Source organism: Bacillus sp. FSL R7-0685, from assembly GCF_038002425.1.
In the GTDB taxonomy this organism is placed as follows: Bacteria; Bacillota; Bacilli; order Bacillales; family Bacillaceae; genus Bacillus; species Bacillus subtilis.
This window is the reverse complement of the sequence record NZ_JBBOCN010000001.1, coordinates 1,996,195-2,021,652: the sequence shown is the minus strand read 5'-3', so window position 1 is coordinate 2,021,652 and position 25,458 is coordinate 1,996,195. Positions and strand designations below refer to the sequence as shown.

Below are 25,458 nucleotides of genomic sequence, written 5' to 3'. Positions count from 1 at the left end.
AAGCTTCTATATAGAAGCTCGGGTTCATTTTTTTATTGATACTGCTCCAGCTTAGAGAAAAATTGAATGACAAACTCATAAAAATCATTCGCAGAAGGCGCAAGCTCTCTATTTTTCGGTTTAATGATTCCAACAGTCCGTTTTACTTGAGGGAACTCAATTGGAATTTTCACAGTAAAACGAGGTGTTGTTTCAGCAAAAGTACTTTCAGGCAGAAGGGTAACGCCCATTCCTGCGGACACTAACCCTTTGATCGCATCCAAATCCTCACCCTCCGTGGAAACGAGAGGAGCAAAGCCTGCTTGTTTGCAAGTATCAATTGCCATCTCTCTAAGTACAAATCCTTCCGGGAACAATACAAATTGGTCGTTGCGCAAATCGATTAAATGAACCGTTTTTTGTTTAGCAAGCGGATGATTTAATGGAACAAGCGCGTAAATTTTTTCAGTAAATAATATTTTTCCCGTTATGTCAGAGAAATTCGTCGGCACCGGTCCTAATAAGGCCAGATCAATATCGCGGTTTCTGACAGCTTCAATCAGAAACTTATAGGAGCCTTGGCGCAGCAAAAATTCGACGTGCGGATATTCTTCTTTAAACGCTGAAATGACAGTCGGCAAAAGCTGGCTGGCGAGGCTTGTAGGAAAGCCGATCTTTACCGTTCCGCGATGCGGGTCAAGATACTCATCAATTTGCTCTTTCGCATAATCAATGGCTTTCATCGCCGTTTTCACATGAATCAAAAATTCTTTTCCGATTGGCGTGAGTTTGATATTTCTCCCTTCACGCTCAAATAAGGTCACATTTAATTCTTCTTCAAGATTGGCAATTTGTCTGCTGATTGCTGATTGGGCTACATGCAAATGATCAGCGGCTTCTGAAACGTGTTCTCTTTCAGCCACCTCCATGAAATAACGCAGTTGGCGCAGCTCCATGTTTGTCTCACATCCATCTATCTCATTTTGAGATTCTTTTGATCTAAATTATATATTGTTTATATCGTTTTGAAAACCTACAATGATTATAGAGTTGTTAGATTTTATGACCGGTATTATCGGAAATTGATCGGGGGAGAGGAATTATGACGTACAATCAAATGCCAAAAGCTCAAGGTCTCTACCGTCCTGAATTTGAACATGATGCATGCGGAATCGGCCTATATGCACACTTAAAGGGCAAGCAGACTCACGACATTGTCAAACAAGGACTTAAGATGCTTTGCCAGCTAGACCATAGAGGAGGGCAAGGCAGTGATCCGGATACAGGAGACGGAGCCGGCTTACTGGTTCAAATCCCTGATGCTTTCTTTAGAAAAGAGTGCAAAGACATCAATCTGCCAGAAAAAGAACGTTACGGGGTAGGAATGGTCTTTTTCTCACAGAAAGAAGATGAAAGAAAAAAAATTGAAAAGCAAATCAATGCACTGATTGAACAAGAAGGCCAAGTCGTTCTTGGATGGAGAACTGTACCTGTAAATGTCGGAAAAATCGGAACAGTGGCGCAAAAAAGCTGCCCGTTTGTCCGTCAGGTATTTATCGGCGCAAATTCTGATCTAAAGGACAATTTATCTTTTGAACGAAAATTGTATGTCATTCGTAAACAGGCTGAAAATTGGGGAGTAACGGAAGGTCTTGATTTTTATTTTGCCAGTCTTTCAAGCCAGACCATTGTTTACAAAGGCCTTTTAACACCTGAACAGGTTGATGCATTTTATTCTGATCTGCAAGACGAAGCATTCGTTTCTGCTTTTGCGCTCGTTCATTCACGCTTCAGTACCAATACATTCCCTACATGGGAAAGAGCGCATCCTAACCGCTATTTGGTTCATAACGGTGAAATTAACACCCTTCGCGGAAATATCAACTGGATGAGAGCACGTGAGCAGCAATTTGTTTCTGAAAGCTTCGGTGAGGACTTAAACAAGATTTTGCCGATTCTCAATGCTGACGGCAGTGACTCTTCCATTTTGGATAACGCATTTGAGTTTTTTGTGATGGCTGGACGCAAACCGGCACATACGGCAATGATGCTCATTCCAGAGCCTTGGACGGAAAATACGCATATGTCCAAGGAAAAAAGGGCGTTCTACGAGTACCATAGCTCCCTGATGGAGCCTTGGGACGGACCGACAGCCATTTCATTTACTGACGGTAAACAAATCGGGGCGATCCTTGACCGGAATGGTCTCCGTCCGGCCCGTTATTATGTCACAAAAGATGATTATATTATTTTCTCATCTGAAGTAGGCGTTATTGAAGTTGAACAGGAGAACGTTTTATATAAAAACCGCCTTGAGCCTGGGAAAATGCTTTTAATCGACCTGGAAGAAGGCCGTATTATCTCCGATGAGGAAGTCAAAACACAAATTGCAACTGAGTATCCGTACCAAAAATGGCTTGAAGAAGAGCTTGTACAAGTAAATCCTGATCCGGAGTCAAGAGAAGAAGAACAATTTAGTGATCTTCTTACTCGCCAGAAGGCATTCGGATACACATATGAGGATATCCAAAAGTATCTAATTCCTGTTATTAAAGAAGGCAAAGATCCCCTTGGTTCAATGGGGAATGACACTCCGCTTGCTGTACTTTCTGACCGAGCGCAATCACTGTTTAACTACTTTAAACAGCTGTTTGCACAAGTAACGAACCCGCCAATCGACGCGATTCGTGAGCAGCTTGTCACTTCAACGATGACTTGGCTCGGTGCGGAAGGCGATCTTCTTCATCCAAGTGAACGAAATGTTCGCCGGATTAAACTGTATACACCTGTTTTATCCAATGAACAGTTTTACGCATTGAAAACGATTGTTCATCCAGATTTAAAAAGCCAAAAAATTGATGTGCTGTTTTCAGAGGATCTTGAACGCGGATTAAAGGACATGTTCACACAAGCAGAGAAAGCCATCAGCCAAGGCGTAAGTTTGTTAATTTTATCAGACAAAAAGATGAACGAACGACTGACACCAATTCCGCCGCTTCTGGCAGTAAGCGCGCTGCACCAGCACTTAATCCGCAAAGGGCTGCGTACGAAGGTCAGCATTATTGTGGAATCGGGAGAAGCACGTGAAGTGCATCACTTTGCAGCGTTAATCGGTTATGGCGCAGATGCGATTAACCCTTATCTCGCTTATGCGACCTACAAGCAGGAAATTGATGAAGGCCGTTTGGATATCAGCTATGAAGAAGCGGTCAGCAAATATGGAAAAAGCATTACTGAGGGCGTCGTAAAAGTGATGTCCAAGATGGGAATTTCAACTGTGCAAAGCTACAGAGGCGCCCAAATCTTTGAAGCGGTAGGAATCAGCCGCGATGTGATCGACCGCTATTTCACAGGTACTGCATCACAGCTAGGCGGCATCGATTTACAAACAATTGCAGAAGAGGCACAGCGCCGCCACCGGGAAGCGTATCAGGATGATTACAGCAAAACGCTTGAACCGGGAAGTGACTTCCAATGGAGAAATGGCGGAGAGCATCATGCGTTTAATCCGAAAACGATTCATACTTTGCAATGGGCGTGCCGCAGAAATGATTACAGTCTGTTTAAACAGTATACAAAAGCGGCTGATGAAGAGCGCATCGGATTTTTGCGGAACTTGTTTGCATTTGACGGAAACCGCAAGCCTTTGAAGTTGGAGGAGGTTGAATCCGCTGAATCGATTGTCAAACGTTTTAAAACGGGTGCGATGTCATTCGGGTCCTTGAGTAAGGAAGCGCACGAAGCTTTAGCAATCGCAATGAACCGTCTTGGAGGAAAAAGCAACAGCGGTGAAGGCGGAGAAGATCCCAAACGCTTTGTTCAAGATGAGAACGGCGATGATAGAAGAAGTGCGATCAAACAAATTGCATCCGGACGGTTTGGTGTCAAAAGCCATTACCTCGTCAATGCTGATGAGCTGCAGATTAAAATGGCTCAAGGTGCTAAGCCGGGTGAAGGCGGGCAGCTTCCTGGCAACAAGGTATATCCATGGGTTGCCGATGTCCGCGGGTCAACGCCAGGTGTCGGATTAATCTCACCTCCGCCACACCATGACATTTATTCGATTGAGGATTTAGCCCAGCTGATCCACGATTTGAAAAATGCCAACCGTGACGCAAGAATCAGCGTAAAGCTGGTGTCAAAAGCAGGTGTAGGAACAATCGCTGCAGGTGTTGCCAAAGCGACTGCAGATGTCATTGTGATCAGCGGCTATGACGGAGGTACAGGCGCTTCTCCGAAAACCAGTATTAAACATACAGGGCTTCCGTGGGAGCTTGGCCTTGCAGAAGCACATCAAACACTAATGCTGAACGGACTTCGTGACCGTGTTGTATTAGAAACAGACGGAAAGCTCATGACGGGCCGCGACGTTGTGATGGCTGCCTTGCTCGGCGCCGAAGAATTTGGTTTCGCAACGGCTCCGTTAGTTGTACTCGGCTGTGTCATGATGCGTGCCTGCCATTTGGATACATGCCCTGTCGGTGTAGCGACACAAAATCCAGAGCTTCGCAAAAAGTTCATGGGAGATCCTGACCATATTGTGAACTATATGCTGTTCATTGCCGAAGAGGTTCGTGAGTACATGGCTGCGTTAGGCTTCAGGACATTTGATGAAATGATCGGCCGCACTGATGTACTTCATGTAAGTGAACGGGCAAAGGAGCACTGGAAAGCAAGCCAGCTTGATTTGTCTACCCTTCTTTATCAGCCTGAAGGGGTGCGGACGTTCCAATCGCCGCAAAATCATAAAATTGATCAATCACTTGATATTACAGCGATTCTCCCGGCCGTACAAGAAGCCATCGAGTCTGGAAAAGAAGCGGAAGTTTCTATCGAAATCAACAATACAAACCGTGTAGCCGGAACGATAACCGGCAGTGAAATCTCAAAGCGTTACGGAGAAGAAGGGCTTCCTGAAGATACAATCAAGCTGCACTTTACCGGATCAGCCGGCCAAAGCTTTGGAGCTTTCGTTCCTAAAGGGATGACGCTTTATTTAGACGGAGACTCAAATGATTACGTCGGAAAAGGGCTTTCTGGCGGAAAAATCATCGTCAAGTCACCAGAAGGATTCAACTCTGCTTCGGATGACAATGTCATTATCGGCAACGTGGCTTTTTACGGTGCGACAAGCGGAGAAGCATATATTAACGGGCGTGCTGGTGAACGCTTTGCCGTTCGAAACAGCGGTGTGAACGTAGTTGTAGAAGGCATCGGCGACCACGGCTGTGAATACATGACTGGCGGCAGCGTTGTCGTTCTCGGTGATGTAGGCAAAAACTTTGCGGCAGGTATGTCCGGCGGAATCGCTTATGTACTGACCGAAGATGTCAAAGCGTTTAAACGCAAATGCAACCTTGAGATGATTTTATTTGAATCATTAGAGGATGAGAAAGAAATCCAGCAAATCAAAGCAATGCTTGAAAGACATACTGCGTATACAAACAGCCAAAAAGCAGAAGATCTGCTAGATCAATGGGAAGACAGTGTGAAAAAATTCGTCAAAGTCATTCCGAAAAACTATAAACAAATGCTCGCAAGCATCGAAGAGCAAAAAGCTGCAGGTTTATCAGATGAAGAAGCCATCATGTTCGCTTTTGAGGCCAACACGAAGCCAAAGCAGAATACAGCAGCATCGGGACAAAAACAAGCGGTAGTACAGTAAGGAAGGGGAGAGGAACATGGGGAAACCAACTGGATTTATGGAGATCAAACGAGAAAAACCTGCGGAGCGGGACCCTCTCACTCGCTTAAAGGATTGGAAAGAATATTCTGCTCCTTTTTCAGAAGAAGCATCGAAACGGCAAGGGGCGCGGTGTATGGATTGCGGTACACCGTTTTGCCAGATCGGTGCGGACATTAACGGATTTACATCCGGCTGTCCGATTTACAACTTAATTCCTGAATGGAATGATCTTGTCTACCGGGGCAGATGGAAGGAAGCATTGGAACGTCTGTTGAAAACAAACAACTTTCCAGAATTCACAGGGCGGGTATGTCCCGCTCCTTGTGAAGGATCATGCACTTTAGCGATTTCAGACCCGGCCGTTTCAATTAAAAATATCGAGCGAACCATTATCGACAAAGGATTTGAGAACGGCTGGATTCAACCTAGAATTCCTAAAAAACGAACAGGCAAAAAAGTGGCCATCGTCGGGTCAGGCCCAGCCGGACTGGCGAGTGCTGACCAGCTGAATCAAGCGGGACATTCCGTCACTGTTTTTGAACGAGCAGACAGAGCGGGCGGCCTTTTAACATACGGCATTCCAAACATGAAGCTTGAGAAGGGCATTGTAGAACGCCGAATTAAATTGCTGACGCAAGAAGGAATTGATTTTGTCACGAACACAGAAATCGGTGTTGACATTACAGCTGATGAGCTAAAGGAGCAATTTGATGCTGTGATCCTATGCACAGGCGCTCAAAAACAGCGGGACCTCTTAATTGAAGGACGCGACTCAAAAGGAGTCCATTACGCGATGGACTACCTGACACTTGCAACAAAAAGCTATTTAGATTCTAATTTTAAAGACAAGCAATTCATTGATGCCAAAGGGAAAGATGTCATCGTAATCGGAGGCGGAGATACAGGAGCTGACTGTGTGGCTACCGCTCTGCGTCAAAAAGCCAAAAGTGTGCACCAATTCGGCAAACACCCGAAACTTCCGCCAGCCCGCACGAATGACAATATGTGGCCTGAACAGCCACACGTCTTTACGCTTGAATATGCATACGAGGAAGCAGAAGCAAAATTCGGAAGAGATCCGAGAGAATACTCCATTCAAACGACAAAAATGGTCGCGGATAAAAACGGAAAGCTGAAAGAGCTTCATACCATCCAAATGGAAAAAGTGAAAAATGAGCATGGTAAATACGAGTTCCGCGAGCTGCCTGGAACGGAAAAAGTATGGCCTGCTCAGCTTGTCTTTATCGCTATCGGCTTTGAAGGCACAGAACAGCCGCTGTTGAAACAGTTCGGTGTTGATTCAGTAAATAACAAAATCAGTGCAGCATATGGGGATTATCAAACAAATATCGATGGTGTATTCGCCGCAGGGGATGCAAGAAGAGGCCAAAGCTTAATCGTATGGGCGATTAATGAAGGCCGTGAAGTGGCGCGGGAAGTGGATCGATATTTGATGGGGAGTTCAGTTCTTCCGTAAATAAAGGGGATTATCATATAAGAGAAACCGGTCTGGCTGCCAGCCGGTTTCTTTTTTTATTCCATTACGATCCCGATGTTTCCAAACTGTCTGCCTTCCTGCATTCTTTTATATGCTTCACATGCTTTTTCTAAAGGATATATCCGGTCAATTACAGGCCGCAGCTTATGTTTGTCAATGAAAGCGAGCATAGCTTGAAATTCCTCACCGCTTCCCATCGAGGTTCCCAAAACATTGACCTGAGGAAAGAATAGAGAACGCACCGGAAAACTGAGATTATCCCCTGAGCTTGCTCCAAAGCTGACAATACGGCCATTTGGTTTTACATGGCGGAAGTATTCCGAAAAGAGGGCAGGTCCTATGCTGTCAAGAACAACATCCGCCTTTTTTCCCTGCAACTGCTCATCCCAATTGCTGTAGCTGTCAAATGCGTAATCAGCACCTAATTTCAGCGCCTTTTTTCTTTTCTCCTCACTGCGGGAGGTCACGCTTACTGTTGCCCCAATCGCCTTAGCCATAAATAAAGCGTAGGTTGCTACACCGCTGCCGATGCCGGGTATCAATAGATGCTCGCCTTTTTTTAATTGCCCCTTTGTAAACAGAGCCCGATATGCAGTTAAAGCGGATAAAGGTAAAACGCCCGCTTCTTCCCAAGATAAATAAGCAGGTTTTTTGATTGCATTTTGTGAAGGAATGATCACATATTCAGCAAGTGTTCCGTCCGAAGGACCTCCCAGAATCTCAGGTACAGGTGGAACATTTTCTGTCAAATCCCAGTTCAATGTCGGGAAAATGACTACTTCTGTCTGAACAGTAACATTTTTCACGCCTTCACCAATCTCTTCGATGATACCCGCGCCGTCAGAACCCAGTATCATGTGAGGATCTTGTTCAGATTTGTTTTTCATAAGAAACAAGTCACGATGATTCAGGCCTGCAGATTTTAATTTAACCTTTACCTCTCCGTATCCAGGCTTTGTTGATGGAACGTCCTGAACTGATAACCCCAGAAGACCGGCTTTTCCGTTGTGAATTACAGCTTTCATGCTGTCTGCCTCCTCATTAATTGTATTTTCATATCTTTACATATTTTACATAGCGGTTTTCTTCGAGTAAAATGAACAAATATGATAGCCAATATCACTTTTCATCATAGCAAGCAGGTGAGAGCGCGTGGAAAGCGGAGATTTAAAGATTTTTCAGGCTGTTGCTCGCGAAGGAAGCATAACGAAAGCAGCCCAAATGCTGAATTATGTTCAGTCGAATGTGACAGCCAGAGTGCATAACCTTGAGGAAGATTTGAATATCAGGCTTTTTCATCGAACGAATCGGGGAATGAAGCTGACTGCTGCAGGAGAAAATCTTTTACAATATGCAGATCAAGTATTATCGCTGTTAGACCAAGCTGAAAAATCGACCCGAATGAGCAGGCAACCAAAAGGGCCTTTGCGGATCGGATCACTGGAAACAATGGCGGTAACGCATCTGCCTGAGCATGCAGCATCCTTCCTCAGGCGTTTTCCTGAAGTGGATTTATCAGTGAACACAGCTGATACGCATCATTTGATTCAACAGGTTCTTGATCATAAAGTTGATGGCGCTTTTGTATATGGGCCGGTTGAACACGCTGCAGTTAGACAACTCCATGTCTCCCATGATGAATTAGTTTTGATTTCATCACGAGAAGGGACGGCAGAAGACATGCTTCAGCAGCCGATGCTCTTTTTTGGGGCTGGCTGTTCTCATCGTGACAGGGTCAAAAGATTACTAGAGGAAGCAGGCATACACAATCAAAAAATCATAGAGTTTGGCACATTGGAGGCTATTATAAAAGGTGTTTCCGCCGGGATGGGTACGGCGCTGCTCCCAAAGTCCGCTGTTGACGGCTCCGAGCATCGTACAAATGTATGGATTCATCAGCTGCCACCATCATATCAAGACTTAGAGATCGTCTTTATATACAGGAAAGACTTTTTTATTACGAGTGCGTTTCAGACATTTCTTGATGAGATAAACGAAATGAAAAGATGAAGATAGACGTGCATTAGCAGAATAAAGACGTTTGTCAGTTTTTATTTTAAAGATCTGCATGAAAAAACTGTACTCATTTGAAGCGAGTACAGTTTTTTATTTATTTACGTTTTAAATTAATGCCGATCGCCGCGCCGTTTCTGCTTGAATCAGCTACACCTTTAAAGGTGCCGTTTTCATGGTCGATCGATATACTTTGCACGTTTCCGATATCCACCGGACTTGTGCCGAATTTGTGGCCCATGCCGTTTAGCTTGCTGAGGACATCTTTAGGAACTCCGTCTTCGTAACGGTAAGAGCTCATGCTGTTTGTGTAAATTCTCGGCTCTTCAACAGCTGCTTTTAATTCCATACCATATTCAATGTGGTAGAGAATGGTTTGCAAAACGGATGAAATAATTGTGGCCCCGCCAGGAGATCCAACCGTGAGGACAGGCTTGTCATCCTTAAATAAAATCGTCGGGGTCATGCTGCTTAAAGGCCGTTTGTTTGGCTGTACTTCGTTAGCTCCGCCTGGTATCGCATCAAAATCCGTTAATTCATTGTTTAAAATAACACCGTAATCAGGGACCATAATACCCGTTCCGAATAGCTGTTCGATTGTTGTTGTATAAGAAACAACATTTCCCCAACGGTCAGCAACTGTAAAGTGGGTTGTTTGGCCTTCTACTTTGTCTTTCGGCTGTTCAACTTGTTTATAGTTTGCTGATCCTTCTTGGTATTTCCAAGGGTCACCGGCTTTCGGTTTTTTATTCACTTGATCTAGGTTGATTAATTGCTGGCGTTCTTTAATATAATCGGGGTGAAGCAGGCCTTTGAGAGGAACATTTACAAATTCGGGATCACCTGCGTAAGACGCACGGTCGGCATATGACAAATGCATCGTTTCAGCAAGCAGCTGATATTTTTCCCATGAGCGGACATCGTATTGTGAAAGGTTAAAATGATCAAGGATTTTCAGCATTTGCAATAAGAAAATACCGCCGGAGCTTGGAGGAGGAGTAGTAGCGATTTGATAGCCTTGATAATCTCCCCAAATCGGTTCATCAATTGTAATGTCGTAATTTTCTAAATCTTTTTCTGTCATTGATCCGCCGAAATCCTGGACAGTGTCAGAAAGCGTCTTGGCGAATTTTCCTTTATAAAAAGCGTCAGTGCCTTTGGAGCGAATAAGCTTAAATGTTTTAGCCAAATCCTTTTGAATAAGGGTATCTCCTTCTTTAAGCGGTTCGCCATTTGGTAAAAATACATCTTTTGCGGCAGTCCGTGAAAGCTTTTCCTGATAATCAGAAATGGCCTCTGCCAACACCGAATCAATCGGAAAGCCTTTTTCAGCGAGTTTAATAGAAGGGGTAATTAATTGCTTCATCGAACGGGTTCCCCATTTATCCAAGGCTTCTTCCAGCCCTTTCAGAGTGCCTGGAACACCAACGGCAGTACCTTTTGTTACACGTTCAGAGAAAGGAATTGCTTTGCCGTTTTCGTCCAGAAACATATCAGGAGTTGCGCCTGCTGGAGCACGCTCACGGCTGTCGATTATCGTTGTATCCTTCGTTTTTCCGTCATACACCATCATAAAACCGCCGCCGCCAATACCTGACATCATCGGCTCTGTTACATTGAGTGCAAATTGAATGGCAACCGCTGCGTCAATAGCATTTCCTCCTTTTTTCAGCACATCAGCACCGATTTCAGAAGCAAGAGGATGTGCGGTCGCAACCATGCCGTCTTTTCCAACATCTACTTGTTTGTACTCATCGTAGCTTTTGGGCGGTTTTTTAGCTTCCGCGTGAAAAGGGACACTTCCAGCGACTAACAGAACACTAAGCAGAGCTGTTAAACAGACGTTCCACGTTCTTTTCATGTTCTCCCTCCTATATGAAGCTGTATTGTTACAATCTTAGCGTAAAAAAATTACAGCGTTTTCACAAGTGACAAATGGTATATTATATAGTGCATAATGCCGTTTTTCTGTGCAAAATTGATTATATTGATATGAGCCATGTGCTATATTAGAATCAGCATACGGATTAAGAAGGGACTGCTATATGTATTTAACGATTGAAGAAACAGCAGAATATACAAATCTTTCAGAGGATTATATTAAAAGCTTGGTGCTCGAAGGGAAAATCAGAGCCGTTCATGACGGAGAGCAATTTTTGATTTATAAAGAACAGTTCAAAACGCATCTCGAACAGCTGGAGAATTACAAAGCACTTGTGCAGGAAATATTAAATGAACCAATCCCGGAAGATATTGATGTAAAGGATGAGGATTAGGACACAATTTGAAGTTGTGTCTTTTTTTTATGTTTTTTTGCGGAAGCTCCAGAAAATTGGGAGCGTCAGATTGCGTTTTAAGAGGATTTTTGATGATTAGTAGGGGGATAAGTATCCAAGAGGTTAAAAGCTTTATAAGAGGCTTTAAAGCTTATTTTATAGGGTGAAGGTTTGAAGAAGCTTTTTTAAAAGCTTATGTAACACTATGTATATTATGTTACATAAACGCCGCCGCACTTTGACATTCAACGTTTTTCAGCTATAATAGTAACATAGACCTCAAAATGTTACATAACGGTTTTTAAGGAGTTTTTTGATGCATATTGTACAGCCGATTCGCAGTCTAGAGAAAATCCAAGAAGTCAAACAGTATTTGCTTAACAAAAACAAGCGGGATTATTTTCTGTTTATTTTCGGCATCAACAGCGCGCTCCGCATTTCTGATATTCTGCCGCTGCAAGTGAAGGACGTTCAAAATAAAGATCATTTATGGGCGACTGAAAGCAAAACGAAAAAGAAAAGAAAGATTCTTATTTTAGAATCGCTGAAACAGGAAATATACGAGTATACGAAAGACATGAAGGAAAACGAATATCTTTTTAAATCAGTGCGGACCAGGAAGCCAATTTCCCGCATACAGGCCTACAGAATTTTAAGAGAGGCCGCTGCGGTGTGCGGACTTGAGGAGATAGGAACGCATACACTCCGGAAAACGTTTGGCTATCATTTTTATCAGCGAACGAAAGACATCGCCGAGCTGCAGAGAATACTGAATCATTCATCACCATCAATTACAATGCGGTATATCGGTATTGATGAAGATACGACAAGAGCCGCATATAAGGTTTTTGGAGGGCTTTAATACAAATCGCTTGAAAATATTGATCATCAGAGCTACTATATAAATACCAAAAGCTCTAGTAGCACAGCGGATAGTGCAGCAGTTTCCTAAACTGCAGGTCGGGAGTTCGAATCTCTCCTAGAGCGTTATATTCACAAAAAGACAACAGGCACTTTTCGCCTGTTGTCTTTCTTTATGCAGACCAAATAAAAAACGCCCGCTTATACCGGGCGTTATTCTTATATAACTGCGTCAAATTGATTGACTTTCCATTTTTTATTTTCTTTCACAAATGTCACTTTCCGTTTTGCAGAAGGGGATCCGTCTAATGTAGGGACGGTAAATTCGTATGTGATTGTGCTGCCTTTTTTAGATATCAGTTTAGCAGTTGATTTTTTCCAATTCAAAAGATTGTCTCCGTCACCGATTGGAACAGCAAGTTTTCCTTTTGAAACAGTGAAATGATAATCTTTAAAGCCTTTTTCGATTGCTGTTTTTGTAAAAATAGGAGTTAAATAATTCACCGCTTTTGCTTTAGTGCCTAGATCACTGCACATGTATACATATTGAAGATTTTGATACTCGAATGTGCCTGATGGGCAAACTGCTTTTTTCACCTTCGGATTGTGCCCGCTCATGGTGTTCCAAAAATGTTCTCTAGCGGATAATGCCAACTGTAATGCTTGTTTTTGTGATAAATCGCCTGATATATTTTTCGCAAATGCATTTGTGCTTAATGACAGAATAAGTGCAATGGTTGTTAGAAATAGAAGACATTTTTTCATTATCGCTCTCTCCTTCAAAATCTCTTTCTCTTATGTTACAAATGTTACAATAATTACGGATAGATTACAATACTTTTGCATAAATTATTTTTTATTCTTTTACTCACAAAAAATACGCCATTACTTGCTAGTTTATTCTTCATAAGCTAAAAAGATGTGTAAAATTAGAAGAATCGGGAAGGGTTTCATATGTGCAGTGATGAATAATAACATGTTGCATATCCTGTTTTTGTCAAAAAATGAGGACATGTTTAAAAACGATTTCAAATAAAGGAGTCCTTTAATATGGAAACATCACAAGAACCTCTTGTAACTCAAAAGAAAAGCAAACCATCAGTTTGGCGGTCGATGTCACTCTTTTTGGTGCCGCTTCTGCTGAGCAATGTGCTGCAATCAGTCGGCCAGCTAGTCGGGATGATGGCTGTAGGCAGATGGCTCGGTGTTGATGCAGTGGCAGCTGTATCATCCTTTTTCCCGTTATTTTTTCTTTTAATCTCATTTACAATTGGGATCGGTTCAGGAAGTTCGATTCTGATCGGACAAGCTTACGGAGCGAAAAATGAGGAACGGCTAAAGGCTGTTGTCGGGACGACGCTCACGTTTACATTTTTATTAGGCGTTGTGTTAGCCGTTATCGGCAGTATTTTCACCCTGGATATCCTTCGTTTAATGGGAACACCTGAAAATGTCATTCATGTCAGCGCTAACTATGCACGTATTTTATTTTATGCTATGCCGTTTATGTTTTTATATTTTGCATATACTACCTTTTTGCGCGGAACAGGAGATTCCAAGACACCGTTTTATACGCTGATTGTGAGCACGGTCATCAACATCGCGCTTTTGCCTGTTTTAATCCTTGGCATGTTTGGTTTTCCGAAACTGGGCATATACGGCTCGGCATATGCAACTGTCATTTCCACGATTGCGACTTTTCTCGTGTTAATGGTGTATTTACGAAAGCGAAAACACCCGTTGCAATTTGATAAAACAGTACGTCGTTATTTGAAAATGGATAAGGAACTGCTGGTTCTCCTGCTGCGTCTTGGGGTCCCAGCAAGCATCAATATGATTCTTGTCTCATTATCAGAGATAGCGGTTATTTCATTCGTCAATCATTACGGCTCTAATGCAACAGCTGCATACGGAGTGGTCAACCAGGTGGCCAGCTATGTACAGATGCCGGCCGTCAGCCTTGGTATTGCGGTTTCTATTTTCGCTGCGCAATCGATTGGGGCAAACGAGTTTGACCGCTTAAAGCAGGTCATTCGCGTGGGGATTTGGCTGAATTATATCATTGGCGGCGTACTGATCATACTGATCTATGTTTTTTCACATCAGATTTTGTCGTTATTTTTAACCGAGCAAGAGACGCTTTACATTGCACACCGTCTTTTGATGATTACATTGTGGAGTTATTTGCTGTTTGGAAATGCCCAAATTATTTCTGCAACGATGCGGGCAAGCGGAACAGTTTTATGGCCGACCGTCATCAGTATTTTTGCAATCTGGGGAGTAGAGGTGCCTGTCGCTTTCGTCCTTTCTCACTATACAAAGCTTGAAATACTCGGCGTCTGGGTTGGTTATCCAGCTGCGTTTGCCGTCAGCTTGCTGTTGATTTATGGGTATTATCAATTCGTCTGGAAAAAGAAACAAATCACACGTCTCATCCAATAGCCTCCGAATCACACCGTTCATAAGTTGAACGGTGTTTTTTTATTTGATAGGGGAAAATATAAAATGGAGGAAATATGGTACAGTACATTGAATTCTTATACTAGCAATGAATCAAGGAGAGGTTGAGTAAACATGGCAAACTTTATTGAGAAAATCACGTATTTGGGAACGCCGGCCATCAAAGCGGGCAACGAACATCTAGAAATGATTGTTGTCCCTGAGTGGGGGAGCAACGTCATTTCTCTCGTGGACAAAACAACAAATGTCCAGCTTTTGCGTGAACCGGAAACAGCAGAAAGTTTTCACGACACACCAACATTGTATGGCATTCCAATCCTGTTCCCGCCTAACCGCATAAGTGACGGTACATTCAGTTTCCGGGGCAGAACGTATCATTTTGATATCAACGAGAAGGATAAACACAACCATCTTCATGGGTTTCTTTACGATGAAAAGTGGAATGTCGTGACCACGAAGCAAACTGATGAAGGAGTGATTGTTGAAACAGAAATTGATCTTTCTGAGCTTCCCCATGTGCAGAATCAATTTCCTCATCATGCCGTCGTTCGGATGACATACACGATCAAGGGGAATACCCTATTTAAACATGCGACGGTCATGAACAAAGGAAAGGAAGCGTTTCCTTGGGGAATTGGGTATCATACTACATTTGTGTTTCCGGCAGAAAGCTCGTTATTCTCCCTGACAGCAGATCAGCAATGGGAGTTGGATGAACGCCTGCTGCCGACCGGGAAACTGATGGATGTACCGAATAAAGAAGCTTTGCATGAAGGAATGGATTTGCGCCACAAGCAGCTGGATGATGTCTTTTTATCTTCCTATCAGAAGAGGGGCGGAGAAAACCAGGCAGTCATTTATCATCAGCATGCACATATCAGCATTATTTATAAGGCAGATGAACAGTTTAAACATTGGGTTGTATACAATGCGGACGGAAAACAAGGGTATTTATGCCCTGAACCTTACACATGGGTGACAAACGCTGTGAATCTTGATTTACCTTCGTCACTCACTGGTTTACAAGTGCTGGAGCCGGGAGAAGAAACGACAGCTAAAAGCAGTATCACCATTGAACTGAATCATCAATAGCCAATGATGAAGCGCAGAGAGGCGGGGAAATTAATGAAAAAAAGCATAAAGCTTTATGTTGCTGTTTTACTGCTTTTCGTCGTTGCTTCGGTGCCTTATATGCATCAGGCTGCGCTTGCCGCTGAAAAACAAGATGCACTTTCCGGGCAGATCGATAAGATTTTAGCTGATCATCCTGCCCTCGAAGGCGCAATGGCCGGCATCACCGTTCGCTCTGCGGAAACAGGTGCTGTTCTATATGAACATTCAGGAGACACCCGAATGAGGCCTGCCTCTTCTCTAAAGCTTTTGACAGCGGCCGCGGCACTTTCTGTCCTTGGCGAGAACTATTCTTTTACAACCGAGGTCCGGACGGATGGAACACTGAAAGGGAAAAAGCTGAATGGTAACCTTTATTTGAAAGGGAAAGGCGATCCGACACTTTTACCATCTGATTTTGACAAAATGGCTGAGAAATTGAAACATTCCGGCGTAAAAGTAATTAAAGGCAATCTGATCGGTGATGATACGTGGCATGATGACATGCGATTATCACCTGATATGCCTTGGAGCGATGAATACACATATTATGGCGCGCCAATCTCCGCTCTAACAGCGTCTCCGAATGAAGACTATGATGCAGGCACTGTGATTGTTGAGGTCACCCCAAATCAAAAAGAAGGGGAAGAGCCTGCCGTGTCTGTCTCTCCGAAAACCGATTATATAACGATAAAGAACGATGCTAAAACGACTGCTGCCGGTTCAGAGAAAGACCTCACAATCGAAAGAGAGCATGGAACAAACACGATTACAATTGAAGGGAGCGTACCGGTTGACGCAAACAAGACAAAGGAATGGATTTCTGTCTGGGAGCCTGCCGGATATGCCTTAGATTTATTTAAGCAGTCACTAAAAAAACAAGGTATTACTGTGAAAGGGGACATCAAGATGGGTGAAGCACCTAGTTCTTCAGATGTGCTGCTCTCTCATCGCTCAATGCCTTTATCGAAACTTTTTGTGCCGTTCATGAAATTAAGTAATAACGGACATGCCGAAGTGCTCGTAAAAGAGATGGGGAAAGTGAAAAAAGGAGAAGGGAGCTGGGAAAAGGGGCTCGAAGTGTTAAACAGTACGCTTCCGGAATTTGGTGTTGATTCTAAATCACTCGTCTTAAGGGACGGATCAGGAATCTCACATATTGATGCTGTATCCTCAGATCAACTTTCACAGCTGTTATATGACATTCAGGATCAGAGTTGGTTCTCGGCTTATCTAAATTCTTTACCTGTTGCGGGCAATCCTGACAGAATGGTGGGCGGAACGCTGAGAAACCGCATGAAAGACACTCCTGCACAAGGAAAAGTAAGAGCAAAAACCGGATCGCTCAGTACGGTAAGCTCTCTATCGGGGTACGCAGAAACAAAGAGCGGAAAAAAACTTGTTTTCTCTATTCTTCTAAATGGATTGATTGATGAAGAGGATGGAAAAGATATTGAGGATCAAATCGCTGTCATTTTGGCAAATCAATAATAGCGGCAGACCTGTTTTCCAAGAGAAAACAGGTTTTTTTATGTCTGTAATAACGCTTTGTCGAACCTTCCAACAATTAGAAGAATGATGCACAAAAGAAAATTAGTCCGATTAAAAAGTAGTGTATAAGACCTTATGTAAAACAATACTTTTATCACTTTATATCCGGAAATTTGATAAAAAAAGAAACGAAAAATAAAGAAATAATACTATATTCAAAAAAATGTTATAAAAATTTAATGTTTTTTATTGTACTTTAAAAAATATCCGTTAATATAGTGCATATATGGATTATATAGTCATATAATTTCTTTTATTGTCATTTTTCTGCTTTTTTCTACATTTTCTTATCCTCTTATTATGAGAACTGGAGGGAATCCGTTGAGCGAACATACTTATTCTTTAACCCATGCCCAAAGGAGAGTGTGGTTTACCGAACTGCTGGAGCCAGATACCAGCATTTGCAATCTTACAGCTTGTGTGAAATTCAAAGGCAATATTGAGCTTGATACTCTAGAGGGAGCGCTGAATCATTCCATCTCCCGCAACGACGCCATCAGATTTCAGCTGTTAGAAGGAGAAGAGCTTGAGCCGCGATTGCACCTTACTGAATATAAATATTATCCACTTAGAATAATTGATTTTTCAAATGTTGAAATGATAGAAATAGAGCAATGGATTCAGGATCAAGCGAGCATTCCATTTAAACTGTTCAACTCGCCTCTTTTTCAATTTTACCTCCTTAGAATTGACTCTCATGAAGTTTGGCTATTTGCGAAATTCCATCATATCATAATGGATGGAATCTCTTTAAATGTGATGGGAAATCAAATTATAGATCTTTATCAAAAAATGAAAAAGAAAGATCCTTTACCTGATCAGCCGGAACCTTCTTACTTGAGCTACATCGAAAAAGAGAGTCAATATCTACAATCTCCGCGGTTTGCAAAGGACCGTTTATTTTGGACGCAAACCTTTGAGCACCCGTTGGAATACCACTCGTTAGCCGACCAGACGTCCTTACAAAAACAGAGCACATCTGCATCCAGAGACACCATCATTCTTTCACCTGATCTAGAGCAAACGATTCGAATCTTCTGCGAAGAACACAAGATCAATATCATTTCCTTATTTATGGCTTCATTTTACATATGCATCAGCCGAATCACTTCTAAAAAAGATCTTGCCATTGGCACCTACTATGGCAACAGAGGGTCAAAGGCTGAAAAAGAAATGCTCGGCATGTTCGTTAGTTCTCTTCCAATCAGAATAACGGTTGATCCTGACACAGATTTTCTTTCCTTTGTCCGCACAATAGGCAGGGAACAGCTTTCTGTTATGCGTCATCAACGGTTTCCTTATAATTTGCTTGTAAATGAATTAAGAAATGAACAGAAGGATTTACACAACCTTATCGGTATATCTATGCAGTATCAGCCACTTCAGTGGCATAATGCAGATGATTTTGACTATGAAACAGCGCTTTATTTCAGCGGATACACCGCGAACGAGCTTTCAGTTCAAATACAAGAACGGATAGACAATGGAACCATTCAATTAAATTTCGACTATCAAAATACCTTGTTTTCTCTTGAGGATATTAAACGAATACAATCTCATCTGCTTACCATACTGGAAAACGCCCTTCACCATCCGCACAGCTTTATAAGAGAATTAGATATGACGAATACAAGAGAAAAGCAAAAATTGTTGTATGAGTTTAACAAGACGGAAGCTGTTTCGCCTAAAGCTTTCACCCTGCATGGGCTGTTTGAGCGACAGGCAGCTTTCACACCGGAGCGGCTGGCCATTCGCTTTTCAGGCGGTTCGCTGACATACGCTGAGCTTGATATGTACGCCAGCCAGCTGGCTGCGCACCTTGCGGCACGCGGCGTCACAAACGAAAGTATCGTCGGTGTCCTGTCTGAACGGTCACCTGACATGCTGATCGCTGTCCTTGCTGTATTGAAGGCCGGAGGGGCGTATTTGCCGCTTGATCCTGCGTATCCAAAGGAGCGGTTGAGCTACATGCTGAAAGACAGCGGGGCATCGCTCTTGCTGACACAGCCGGGATGCTCCGCACCAAACTTTTCTGGCGAAACGCTTGAAGTGGACATGACATCTCTTGAGTGTGAAGAAGTAAAACGTCATGTGTCTGCTTCTGTTAGCGACGGATCTCTCGCCTATGTCATCTATACATCGGGCTCTACCGGGCAGCCGAAAGGAGTGGCCGTTGAGCACCGCCAGGCTGTTTCTTTTCTGACCGGCATGCAGTACCAGTTTCCGCTTTCGGAAGATGACATTGTCATGGTGAAAACCTCTTTTTCCTTTGATGCGTCTGTGTGGCAGCTGTTTTGGTGGGCTCTTTCCGGTGCTTCGGCGTATCTGCTTCCGCCCGGCTGGGAAAAAGACTCCGCATTGATCGTACAAGCCATTCATCAGGAAAACGTGACAACGGCTCATTTTATTCCGGCTATGCTGAACAGCTTTCTCGATCAAGCGGAAATCGAAAGGCTGAGTGACAGGACAAGCCTAAAGCGTGTATTCGCCGGAGGTGAACCGCTTGCGCCGCGTACGGCAGCCCGTTTTGCTTCTGTATTGCCGCAGGTATCATTAATCCATGGCTACGGGCCAACAGAAGCAACGGTAGACGCGGCATTTTACGTATTGGATCCAGAACGGGACAGGGATCGTTTGCGGATTCCGATTGGGAAGCCCGTACCCGGTGCGCGTTTGTATGTTTTAGATCCGCATTTAGCCGTACAGCCTTCCGGTGTCGCCGGCGAAATGTACATTGCCGGAGCGGGTGTTGCCAGAGGTTATTTGAATCGGCCGGCATTAACGGAGGAGCGTTTTCTTGAAGACCCGTTTTACCCGGGGGAACGCATGTACAAAACCGGGGATGTGGCGCGCTGGCTCCCTGACGGGAATGTTGAATTCCTCGGGCGCACGGATGATCAGGTAAAAATCCGCGGCTACCGGATTGAGCCGGGAGAAATTGAAGCGGCACTAAGAAATATAGAAGGTGTAAGAGAGGCGGCTGTTACCGTACGGACAGACAGCGGGGAGCCGGAATTATGCGCTTATATAGAAGGGCTCCAAAGAAACGAAGTGCGTGCACAGCTTGAGAGACTGTTGCCGGGCTACATGGTCCCAGCCTATATGATAGAAATGGAACAGTGGCCGGTTACGCCAAGCGGAAAGCTCGACCGAAACGCCCTGCCAGCTCCTGGCGGAGCGGCAGATGCGGAGACCTACACAGCGCCGAGAAACGTGACTGAGATGAAGCTTTCTCAGCTGTGGGAGGACGTGCTGAAAAATGGCCCTGTCGGGATTCACGACAACTTTTTTGACCGCGGGGGACATTCCTTAAAAGCAACGGCGCTTGTCTCACGGATCACCAAAGAATTCGATGTACAGGTGCCGCTAAAAGATGTGTTTGCCCATCCGACAGTAGAAGGACTGGCTACCGTTATCCGTGAAGGAACGGACAGTCCATATGAAGCGATTAAGCCCGCTGAAAAACAGGAAACCTATCCGGTTTCCTCTGCCCAAAAGCGGATTTATGTCCTTCAGCAGCTGGAGGACGGAGGGACAGGCTACAATATGCCGGCTGTGTTAGAGCTCGAAGGGAAGCTCAACCCTGAAAGGATGGACAGAGCTTTCCAAGAGCTGATCAAGCGCCACGAGTCGCTTCGGACCTCCTTCGAACAGGACGAAGGAGGCGATCCGGTGCAGCGCATCCATGACGAGGTGCCGTTTACGTTACAGACTACAGTTCTCGGCGCACGAACCGAAGAGGAGGCCGCAGCCGCATTTATCAAACCGTTTGATCTCAGCCAAGCGCCGCTGTTCCGTGCCCAAATCGTAAAGGTATCAGATGAGCGGCACCTGTTGCTGGTCGATATGCATCACATCATTTCAGACGGTGTTTCCGTCAACATTCTGATTCGGGAATTCGGCGAGCTGTACAATAATCGGAGGCTTCCGGCGCTGCGCATTCAATATAAAGATTATGCCGTATGGCAAGAAGGATTCAAAACAGGAGACACGTACAAAACGCAAGAGGCGTACTGGCTGAAGCAGCTCGAGGGCGAGCTGCCTGTGCTGGATCTCCCCGCTGATCATGCCCGCCCGCCGGTGCGAAGCTTCGCGGGTGACAAGGTCTCATTTACGCTGGATCAAGAGGTTGCATCAGGCCTTCACAAGCTGGCACGAGAAAACGGAAGCACACTGTACATGGTGCTCCTTGCGGCTTACACCGCGTTCTTGTCACGCTTAAGCGGACAGGAAGATATCATCGTCGGCTCGCCAATCGCCGGCCGGCCGCACAAGGATCTTGAGCCGATACTCGGCATGTTTGTGAACACGCTGGCGCTTCGGACGCGCCCGGAGGGCGGGAAGCCATTCGTACAGTATTTGCAGGAAGTGCGTGAGACAGCATTGGAAGCCTTTGAGCACCAGGATTACCCGTTCGAAGAGCTTGTCGATAAGCTTGAATTGACACGAGATATGAGCCGGAACCCAGTGTTTGATGCGATGTTTATCCTTCAAAATGTGGAAAAACAGGACATAGATCTGAGAGAAATAAAAGTCCGGCCTGCCAATTTCGCACATCACATTTCTTTATTTGATATCACATTAATAGCTACGGAAATAAGTGGATCTATTTGCTGCGAAATGGAATTTAGTACAGAAGTATTCCTAAAAGCTACGATTGAACGGTGGGCTGATCATTTTATCGAATTTCTGCATGCGGCACTTTCAACCCCTGAAACAAGCCTTGCACAAATAAACATACTTAGTGATAAAGAAAAACAAAAAATAGTCTTTGAATTTAACAAAACTCAGGTTGAATTTGCTCGAAAAGATGTTCCTTTTCATCGCATATTTGAAGCGAAAGCTGAAGAAATTCCAGAACATATAGCTGTTATTGATAACGAAACAGAGATTAGCTATCGCCTTCTAAATGAAAGAGCCAATAGTCTGGCACGAACATTGCAAAACAGAAAAGGACCGAAGCCAACTGTGGCTGTTTTAGCCAAGCGGTCCATTGATGCAATTGTTGGGGTGCTGGCAGTGATGAAAGCTGGCGGAGTGTATATCCCAATCGATTCATATTATCCAAAAGCCCGTATTGAATATATTCTTCGTGATAGCGGGGCAGATATTCTACTTTCACAGCAGGAATTGAAGCATTTGATTTCAAACTTGCCTGAATCTGAGATGTCTCATATCTGCCTTGACGATGAAAGCACTTATGAAGAAAGTAACTGCAACCTTAACTTATCTCCTGCTCCTGAAGAGCCGGTATATATCATTTATACGTCAGGAACGACGGGTGCGCCTAAAGGTGTTATTGTCACCCATCAGAACTTTACTCATGCTGCTCTTGCTTGGCGTCAAATTTATGAACTGGATCGGAAGCCTGTCAGACTGCTTCAAATCGCGAGCTTTTCATTCGATGTCTTCTCAGGAGATTTGGCGAGAACATTGACCAACGGCGGGACTCTAATCGTTTGCCCAGATGAAACACGGCTGGAACCTGCTGAAATATATAAAATCTTGAACTCTCAGAGAATCACGGTGATGGAGTCGACACCGGCTCTCATTATCGCGGTGATGGAGTATGTATACCGTAACCAATTCAAGCTTCCTGACTTAGACATACTGATTCTTGGTTCCGACATGGTGAAAGCTCAAGATTTCAAAACATTGACAGATCGCTTTGGCCAAAGCATGCGCATCATTAATAGCTATGGTGTCACAGAGGCAACCATTGATTCGAGTTTCTATGAAACCAGTATGGGTGGAGAGTGTACGGGAGATAACGTACCAATCGGCAGCCCGCTGCCGAATGTACACATGTACGTACTCAGCCAGACTGATCAAATTCAGCCGATTGGTGTTGCCGGCGAGCTGTGCATCGGCGGGGCAGGTGTTGCGAAAGGCTATCATCATAAACCTGACTTAACGCAAATGAAATTTACAGAAAATCCATTTGTCTCTGGAGAAAGGCTGTACAGAACCGGTGATCGAGCATGCTGGCTTCCAAACGGAACGATCCGGCTTCTTGGCCGAATGGATTATCAAGTAAAGATAAATGGATACAGAATTGAAACAGAAGAAATTGAAAGTGTTCTGCTTCAAACGGGGCTTGTCAGAGAAGCTGCTGTTGCCGTTCAGCATGATAAAAATGGACAGGCTGGTTTGGCAGCATATATTGTGCCTTCAGACGTCAATACGAATGCTCTCCGTGCTGCTTTAACAAAGGAACTGCCAGCGTATATGATTCCTGCATATCTGATTCCTTTAGAAAACATGCCGCTAACCCTAAACGGAAAGCTGGACAGAAATGCCTTGCCGGCTCCAAATAATGTGTTATCGCGTCCATATACCGCACCAGTTAACGACATACAAAAAACGATGGCGTATATATGGGAAGATGTACTGAGCATGTCACGAGTCGGCATTCACGATTCCTTTTTTGAGCTTGGTGGAGACTCAATTAAAGCATTACAAGTGGCAGCACGTCTGGCAGCTGAAGGCTGGAGCATGACAATACGCGACTTATTCCGTTATTCAACGATTCAGGAACTATGCGGACATATCACACCATTGGCATCTCAAGCGGACCAGGGACCTGCGGAAGGTGAAGCTGAACTCACCCCGATTCAGCGAAGATTTTTCGGACAGGTACATGCTTTTCACTATCATTACAACCAGTCCGTCATGCTTTTCAGTGAAAAAGGATTCAATGCTAACGCGCTTCATCTAGCGCTGCGTAAAATAACCGAGCATCATGATGCCATTCGCATGATTTTCCAACGTGACCAAAACGGCCATGTCATTCAGTTTAATCGCGGAATCAATCACAAGGATCATGAACTGTTTGGCCTTTATATTTCAGATTGGACAAAAGCATCGCTGGAAAGGGCTCATCTTGATGAAAAACTTGCCGCTGAGGAAACCGTCATTCAAAGCAAAATGAATGTAGAAAAAGGGCCTTTGCTGCAAGCAGGTTTGTTTAAAACGGCAGAAGGGGATCATTTGCTGATTGCACTTCATCATCTTGTGATAGATGGCGTTTCTTGGAGAATTCTGCTTGAAGATTTAGCTGCAGCATATCAACAGGCTTTAGAAAAGAAAGAAATCCAATTACCGCCAAAAACGGATTCTTATTTATCCTACGCCGATGGTCTTACCCAAATAGCTGAAAGTAAACAATTGCTTTCAGAGAAAACGTATTGGCAAACGATTTTAGACGCTCACACTGCTTTTCTTCCTAAGGACATAGAAAATGTGCCGGACAGACTCCAAATGAACAGCGACGCAGCTGCATTTGTACTATCCGGAGACTGGACTGAAAAATTGCTGTTTGAAACCCAGCAAGCCTATGGTACTGATGCCAACGAACTTTTGCTTACGGCTTTAGGAATGGCGCTTTCTGAATGGACAGGGCATGACCAAATCGTGATCAGCACTGAGGGACACGGCAGAGAAGGGCATGTGCCAAACATTGATATTTCAAGGACCGTTGGATGGTTTACCTCCATTTATCCTATTCTGCTAGACATGGGTATTTCCGAGCCTTTCGAGGATCAGCTCGCATACCGAATTAAGACGACAAAAGATATGCTGAGAAGAGTACCGAACAAAGGAACTGGATACGGATTGTTAACACACATAGGAAAACTGCGGCATAAAGAGCCTGAGGTCAGCTTTAATTATCTCGGTCAATTTAGCGAAGAGAAGGAAGCTGAAACGTTTCAATTATCATATTACCAGCCCCGTTACGAAATAGCGGGTGAGAGAGAACGAGAGTATGAGCTGGACATCAACGCTCTCATTACGGACGGACAGCTTCAAGTAAAAGCGGTATACACCCAGGTGTTCAGCAAACACTCAATTGAGTGCTTTATGGATCGTTTTCACAGGCATCTTATCGAGACGATTGAGCATTGTTCGCAGAAAAAAGCACGCGAAAAAACATTGAGCGATTTCAGCAATAAGGAATTAACGTTGTCTGCATTATCTAGCATCGAAGATCTCGTGAAAGATCTTTAACTTTTGAAAAGGTGTGT

13 protein-coding genes and 1 tRNA gene are annotated in these 25,458 nt (G+C 44.0%); 10 read left to right on the top strand and 4 right to left on the bottom strand.

The features are described from left to right. Positions 1-32: 32 nt before the first annotated feature. The gene (gene gltC / locus MKY50_RS10150) at positions 33-935 is read right to left on the bottom strand and encodes a glutamate biosynthesis transcriptional regulator GltC (RefSeq protein WP_004399246.1); all 903 of its coding nucleotides are present in this window, start codon (positions 933-935) and stop codon (positions 33-35) included. Between the two features lie 146 nt (positions 936-1,081). On the opposite strand from gltC, the gene gltB reads away from it, so the two are divergent. Then, positions 1,082-5,644 carry a glutamate synthase large subunit gene (gene gltB / locus MKY50_RS10145; RefSeq protein WP_327829513.1) on the top strand — a complete coding sequence of 1,521 codons (4,563 nt, stop codon included), beginning with the start codon at positions 1,082-1,084 and terminating at the stop codon, positions 5,642-5,644. A gap of 16 nt (positions 5,645-5,660) precedes the next feature. Beyond that, positions 5,661-7,142 carry a glutamate synthase small subunit gene (gltD, locus tag MKY50_RS10140; protein ID WP_014476983.1) on the top strand — a complete coding sequence of 494 codons (1,482 nt, stop codon included), beginning with the start codon at positions 5,661-5,663 and terminating at the stop codon, positions 7,140-7,142. Between the two features lie 56 nt (positions 7,143-7,198). On the opposite strand, the gene MKY50_RS10135 is transcribed toward gltD, so the two are convergent. After that, positions 7,199-8,188, bottom strand: coding sequence for a zinc-binding dehydrogenase (locus MKY50_RS10135; protein ID WP_014479971.1), 990 nt, complete (start codon positions 8,186-8,188; stop codon positions 7,199-7,201). A gap of 127 nt (positions 8,189-8,315) precedes the next feature. Between MKY50_RS10135 and yofA the strand changes: the two genes are divergently transcribed. Beyond that, the gene (gene yofA, locus MKY50_RS10130; RefSeq protein WP_003231468.1) at positions 8,316-9,173 is read left to right on the top strand and encodes a LysR family transcriptional regulator YofA; all 858 of its coding nucleotides are present in this window, start codon (positions 8,316-8,318) and stop codon (positions 9,171-9,173) included. Between the two features lie 100 nt (positions 9,174-9,273). On the opposite strand, the gene ggt is transcribed toward yofA, so the two are convergent. Further along, positions 9,274-11,037 carry a gamma-glutamyltransferase gene (gene ggt / locus MKY50_RS10125; RefSeq protein WP_003231470.1) on the bottom strand — a complete coding sequence of 588 codons (1,764 nt, stop codon included), beginning with the start codon at positions 11,035-11,037 and terminating at the stop codon, positions 9,274-9,276. Between the two features lie 184 nt (positions 11,038-11,221). On the opposite strand from ggt, the gene MKY50_RS10120 reads away from it, so the two are divergent. The 3 genes from MKY50_RS10120 (at position 11,222) to MKY50_RS10110 (ending at position 12,439) form a co-directional block, all read left to right on the top strand. After that, entirely contained in the window at positions 11,222-11,452 is a 231-nt protein-coding gene (locus tag MKY50_RS10120) for an excisionase family DNA-binding protein (protein WP_003231472.1), read from the top strand. A gap of 316 nt (positions 11,453-11,768) precedes the next feature. Next, the gene (locus MKY50_RS10115) at positions 11,769-12,314 is read left to right on the top strand and encodes a site-specific integrase (RefSeq protein WP_043857582.1); all 546 of its coding nucleotides are present in this window, start codon (positions 11,769-11,771) and stop codon (positions 12,312-12,314) included. A gap of 52 nt (positions 12,315-12,366) precedes the next feature. Further along, positions 12,367-12,439: transfer RNA gene (locus tag MKY50_RS10110), tRNA-Arg, on the top strand. A 93-nt stretch (positions 12,440-12,532) separates the two neighbouring features. On the opposite strand, the gene iseA is transcribed toward MKY50_RS10110, so the two are convergent. Continuing rightward, on the bottom strand, positions 12,533-13,078 hold the full coding sequence (gene iseA, locus MKY50_RS10105; RefSeq protein ID WP_341116585.1) for a DL-endopeptidase inhibitor IseA: 546 nt from the start codon (positions 13,076-13,078) through the stop codon (positions 12,533-12,535). A 285-nt stretch (positions 13,079-13,363) separates the two neighbouring features. Here iseA and MKY50_RS10100 point away from each other — a divergent pair, with 285 nt between their 5' ends. The 4 genes from MKY50_RS10100 (at position 13,364) to ppsA (ending at position 25,441) form a co-directional block, all read left to right on the top strand. Continuing rightward, positions 13,364-14,755, top strand: a complete 1,392-nt coding sequence (locus MKY50_RS10100; RefSeq protein WP_004399508.1) for an MATE family efflux transporter — start codon at positions 13,364-13,366, stop codon at positions 14,753-14,755. 132 nt (positions 14,756-14,887) lie between these two features. Beyond that, complete coding sequence (gene galM, locus MKY50_RS10095; RefSeq protein ID WP_161476941.1) at positions 14,888-15,865, top strand: aldose 1-epimerase; 978 nt, start codon at positions 14,888-14,890, stop codon at positions 15,863-15,865. Positions 15,866-15,898: 33 nt separating this feature from the next. Beyond that, positions 15,899-17,374 (top strand): D-alanyl-D-alanine carboxypeptidase/D-alanyl-D-alanine endopeptidase, encoded by a 1,476-nt coding sequence (gene dacB / locus MKY50_RS10090; protein ID WP_339176614.1) that lies wholly within the window; start codon positions 15,899-15,901, stop codon positions 17,372-17,374. A gap of 381 nt (positions 17,375-17,755) precedes the next feature. Further along, on the top strand, positions 17,756-25,441 hold the full coding sequence (ppsA, locus tag MKY50_RS10085; protein WP_341116583.1) for a plipastatin non-ribosomal peptide synthetase PpsA: 7,686 nt from the start codon (positions 17,756-17,758) through the stop codon (positions 25,439-25,441). The last annotated feature ends 17 nt before the right edge of the window (positions 25,442-25,458 follow it).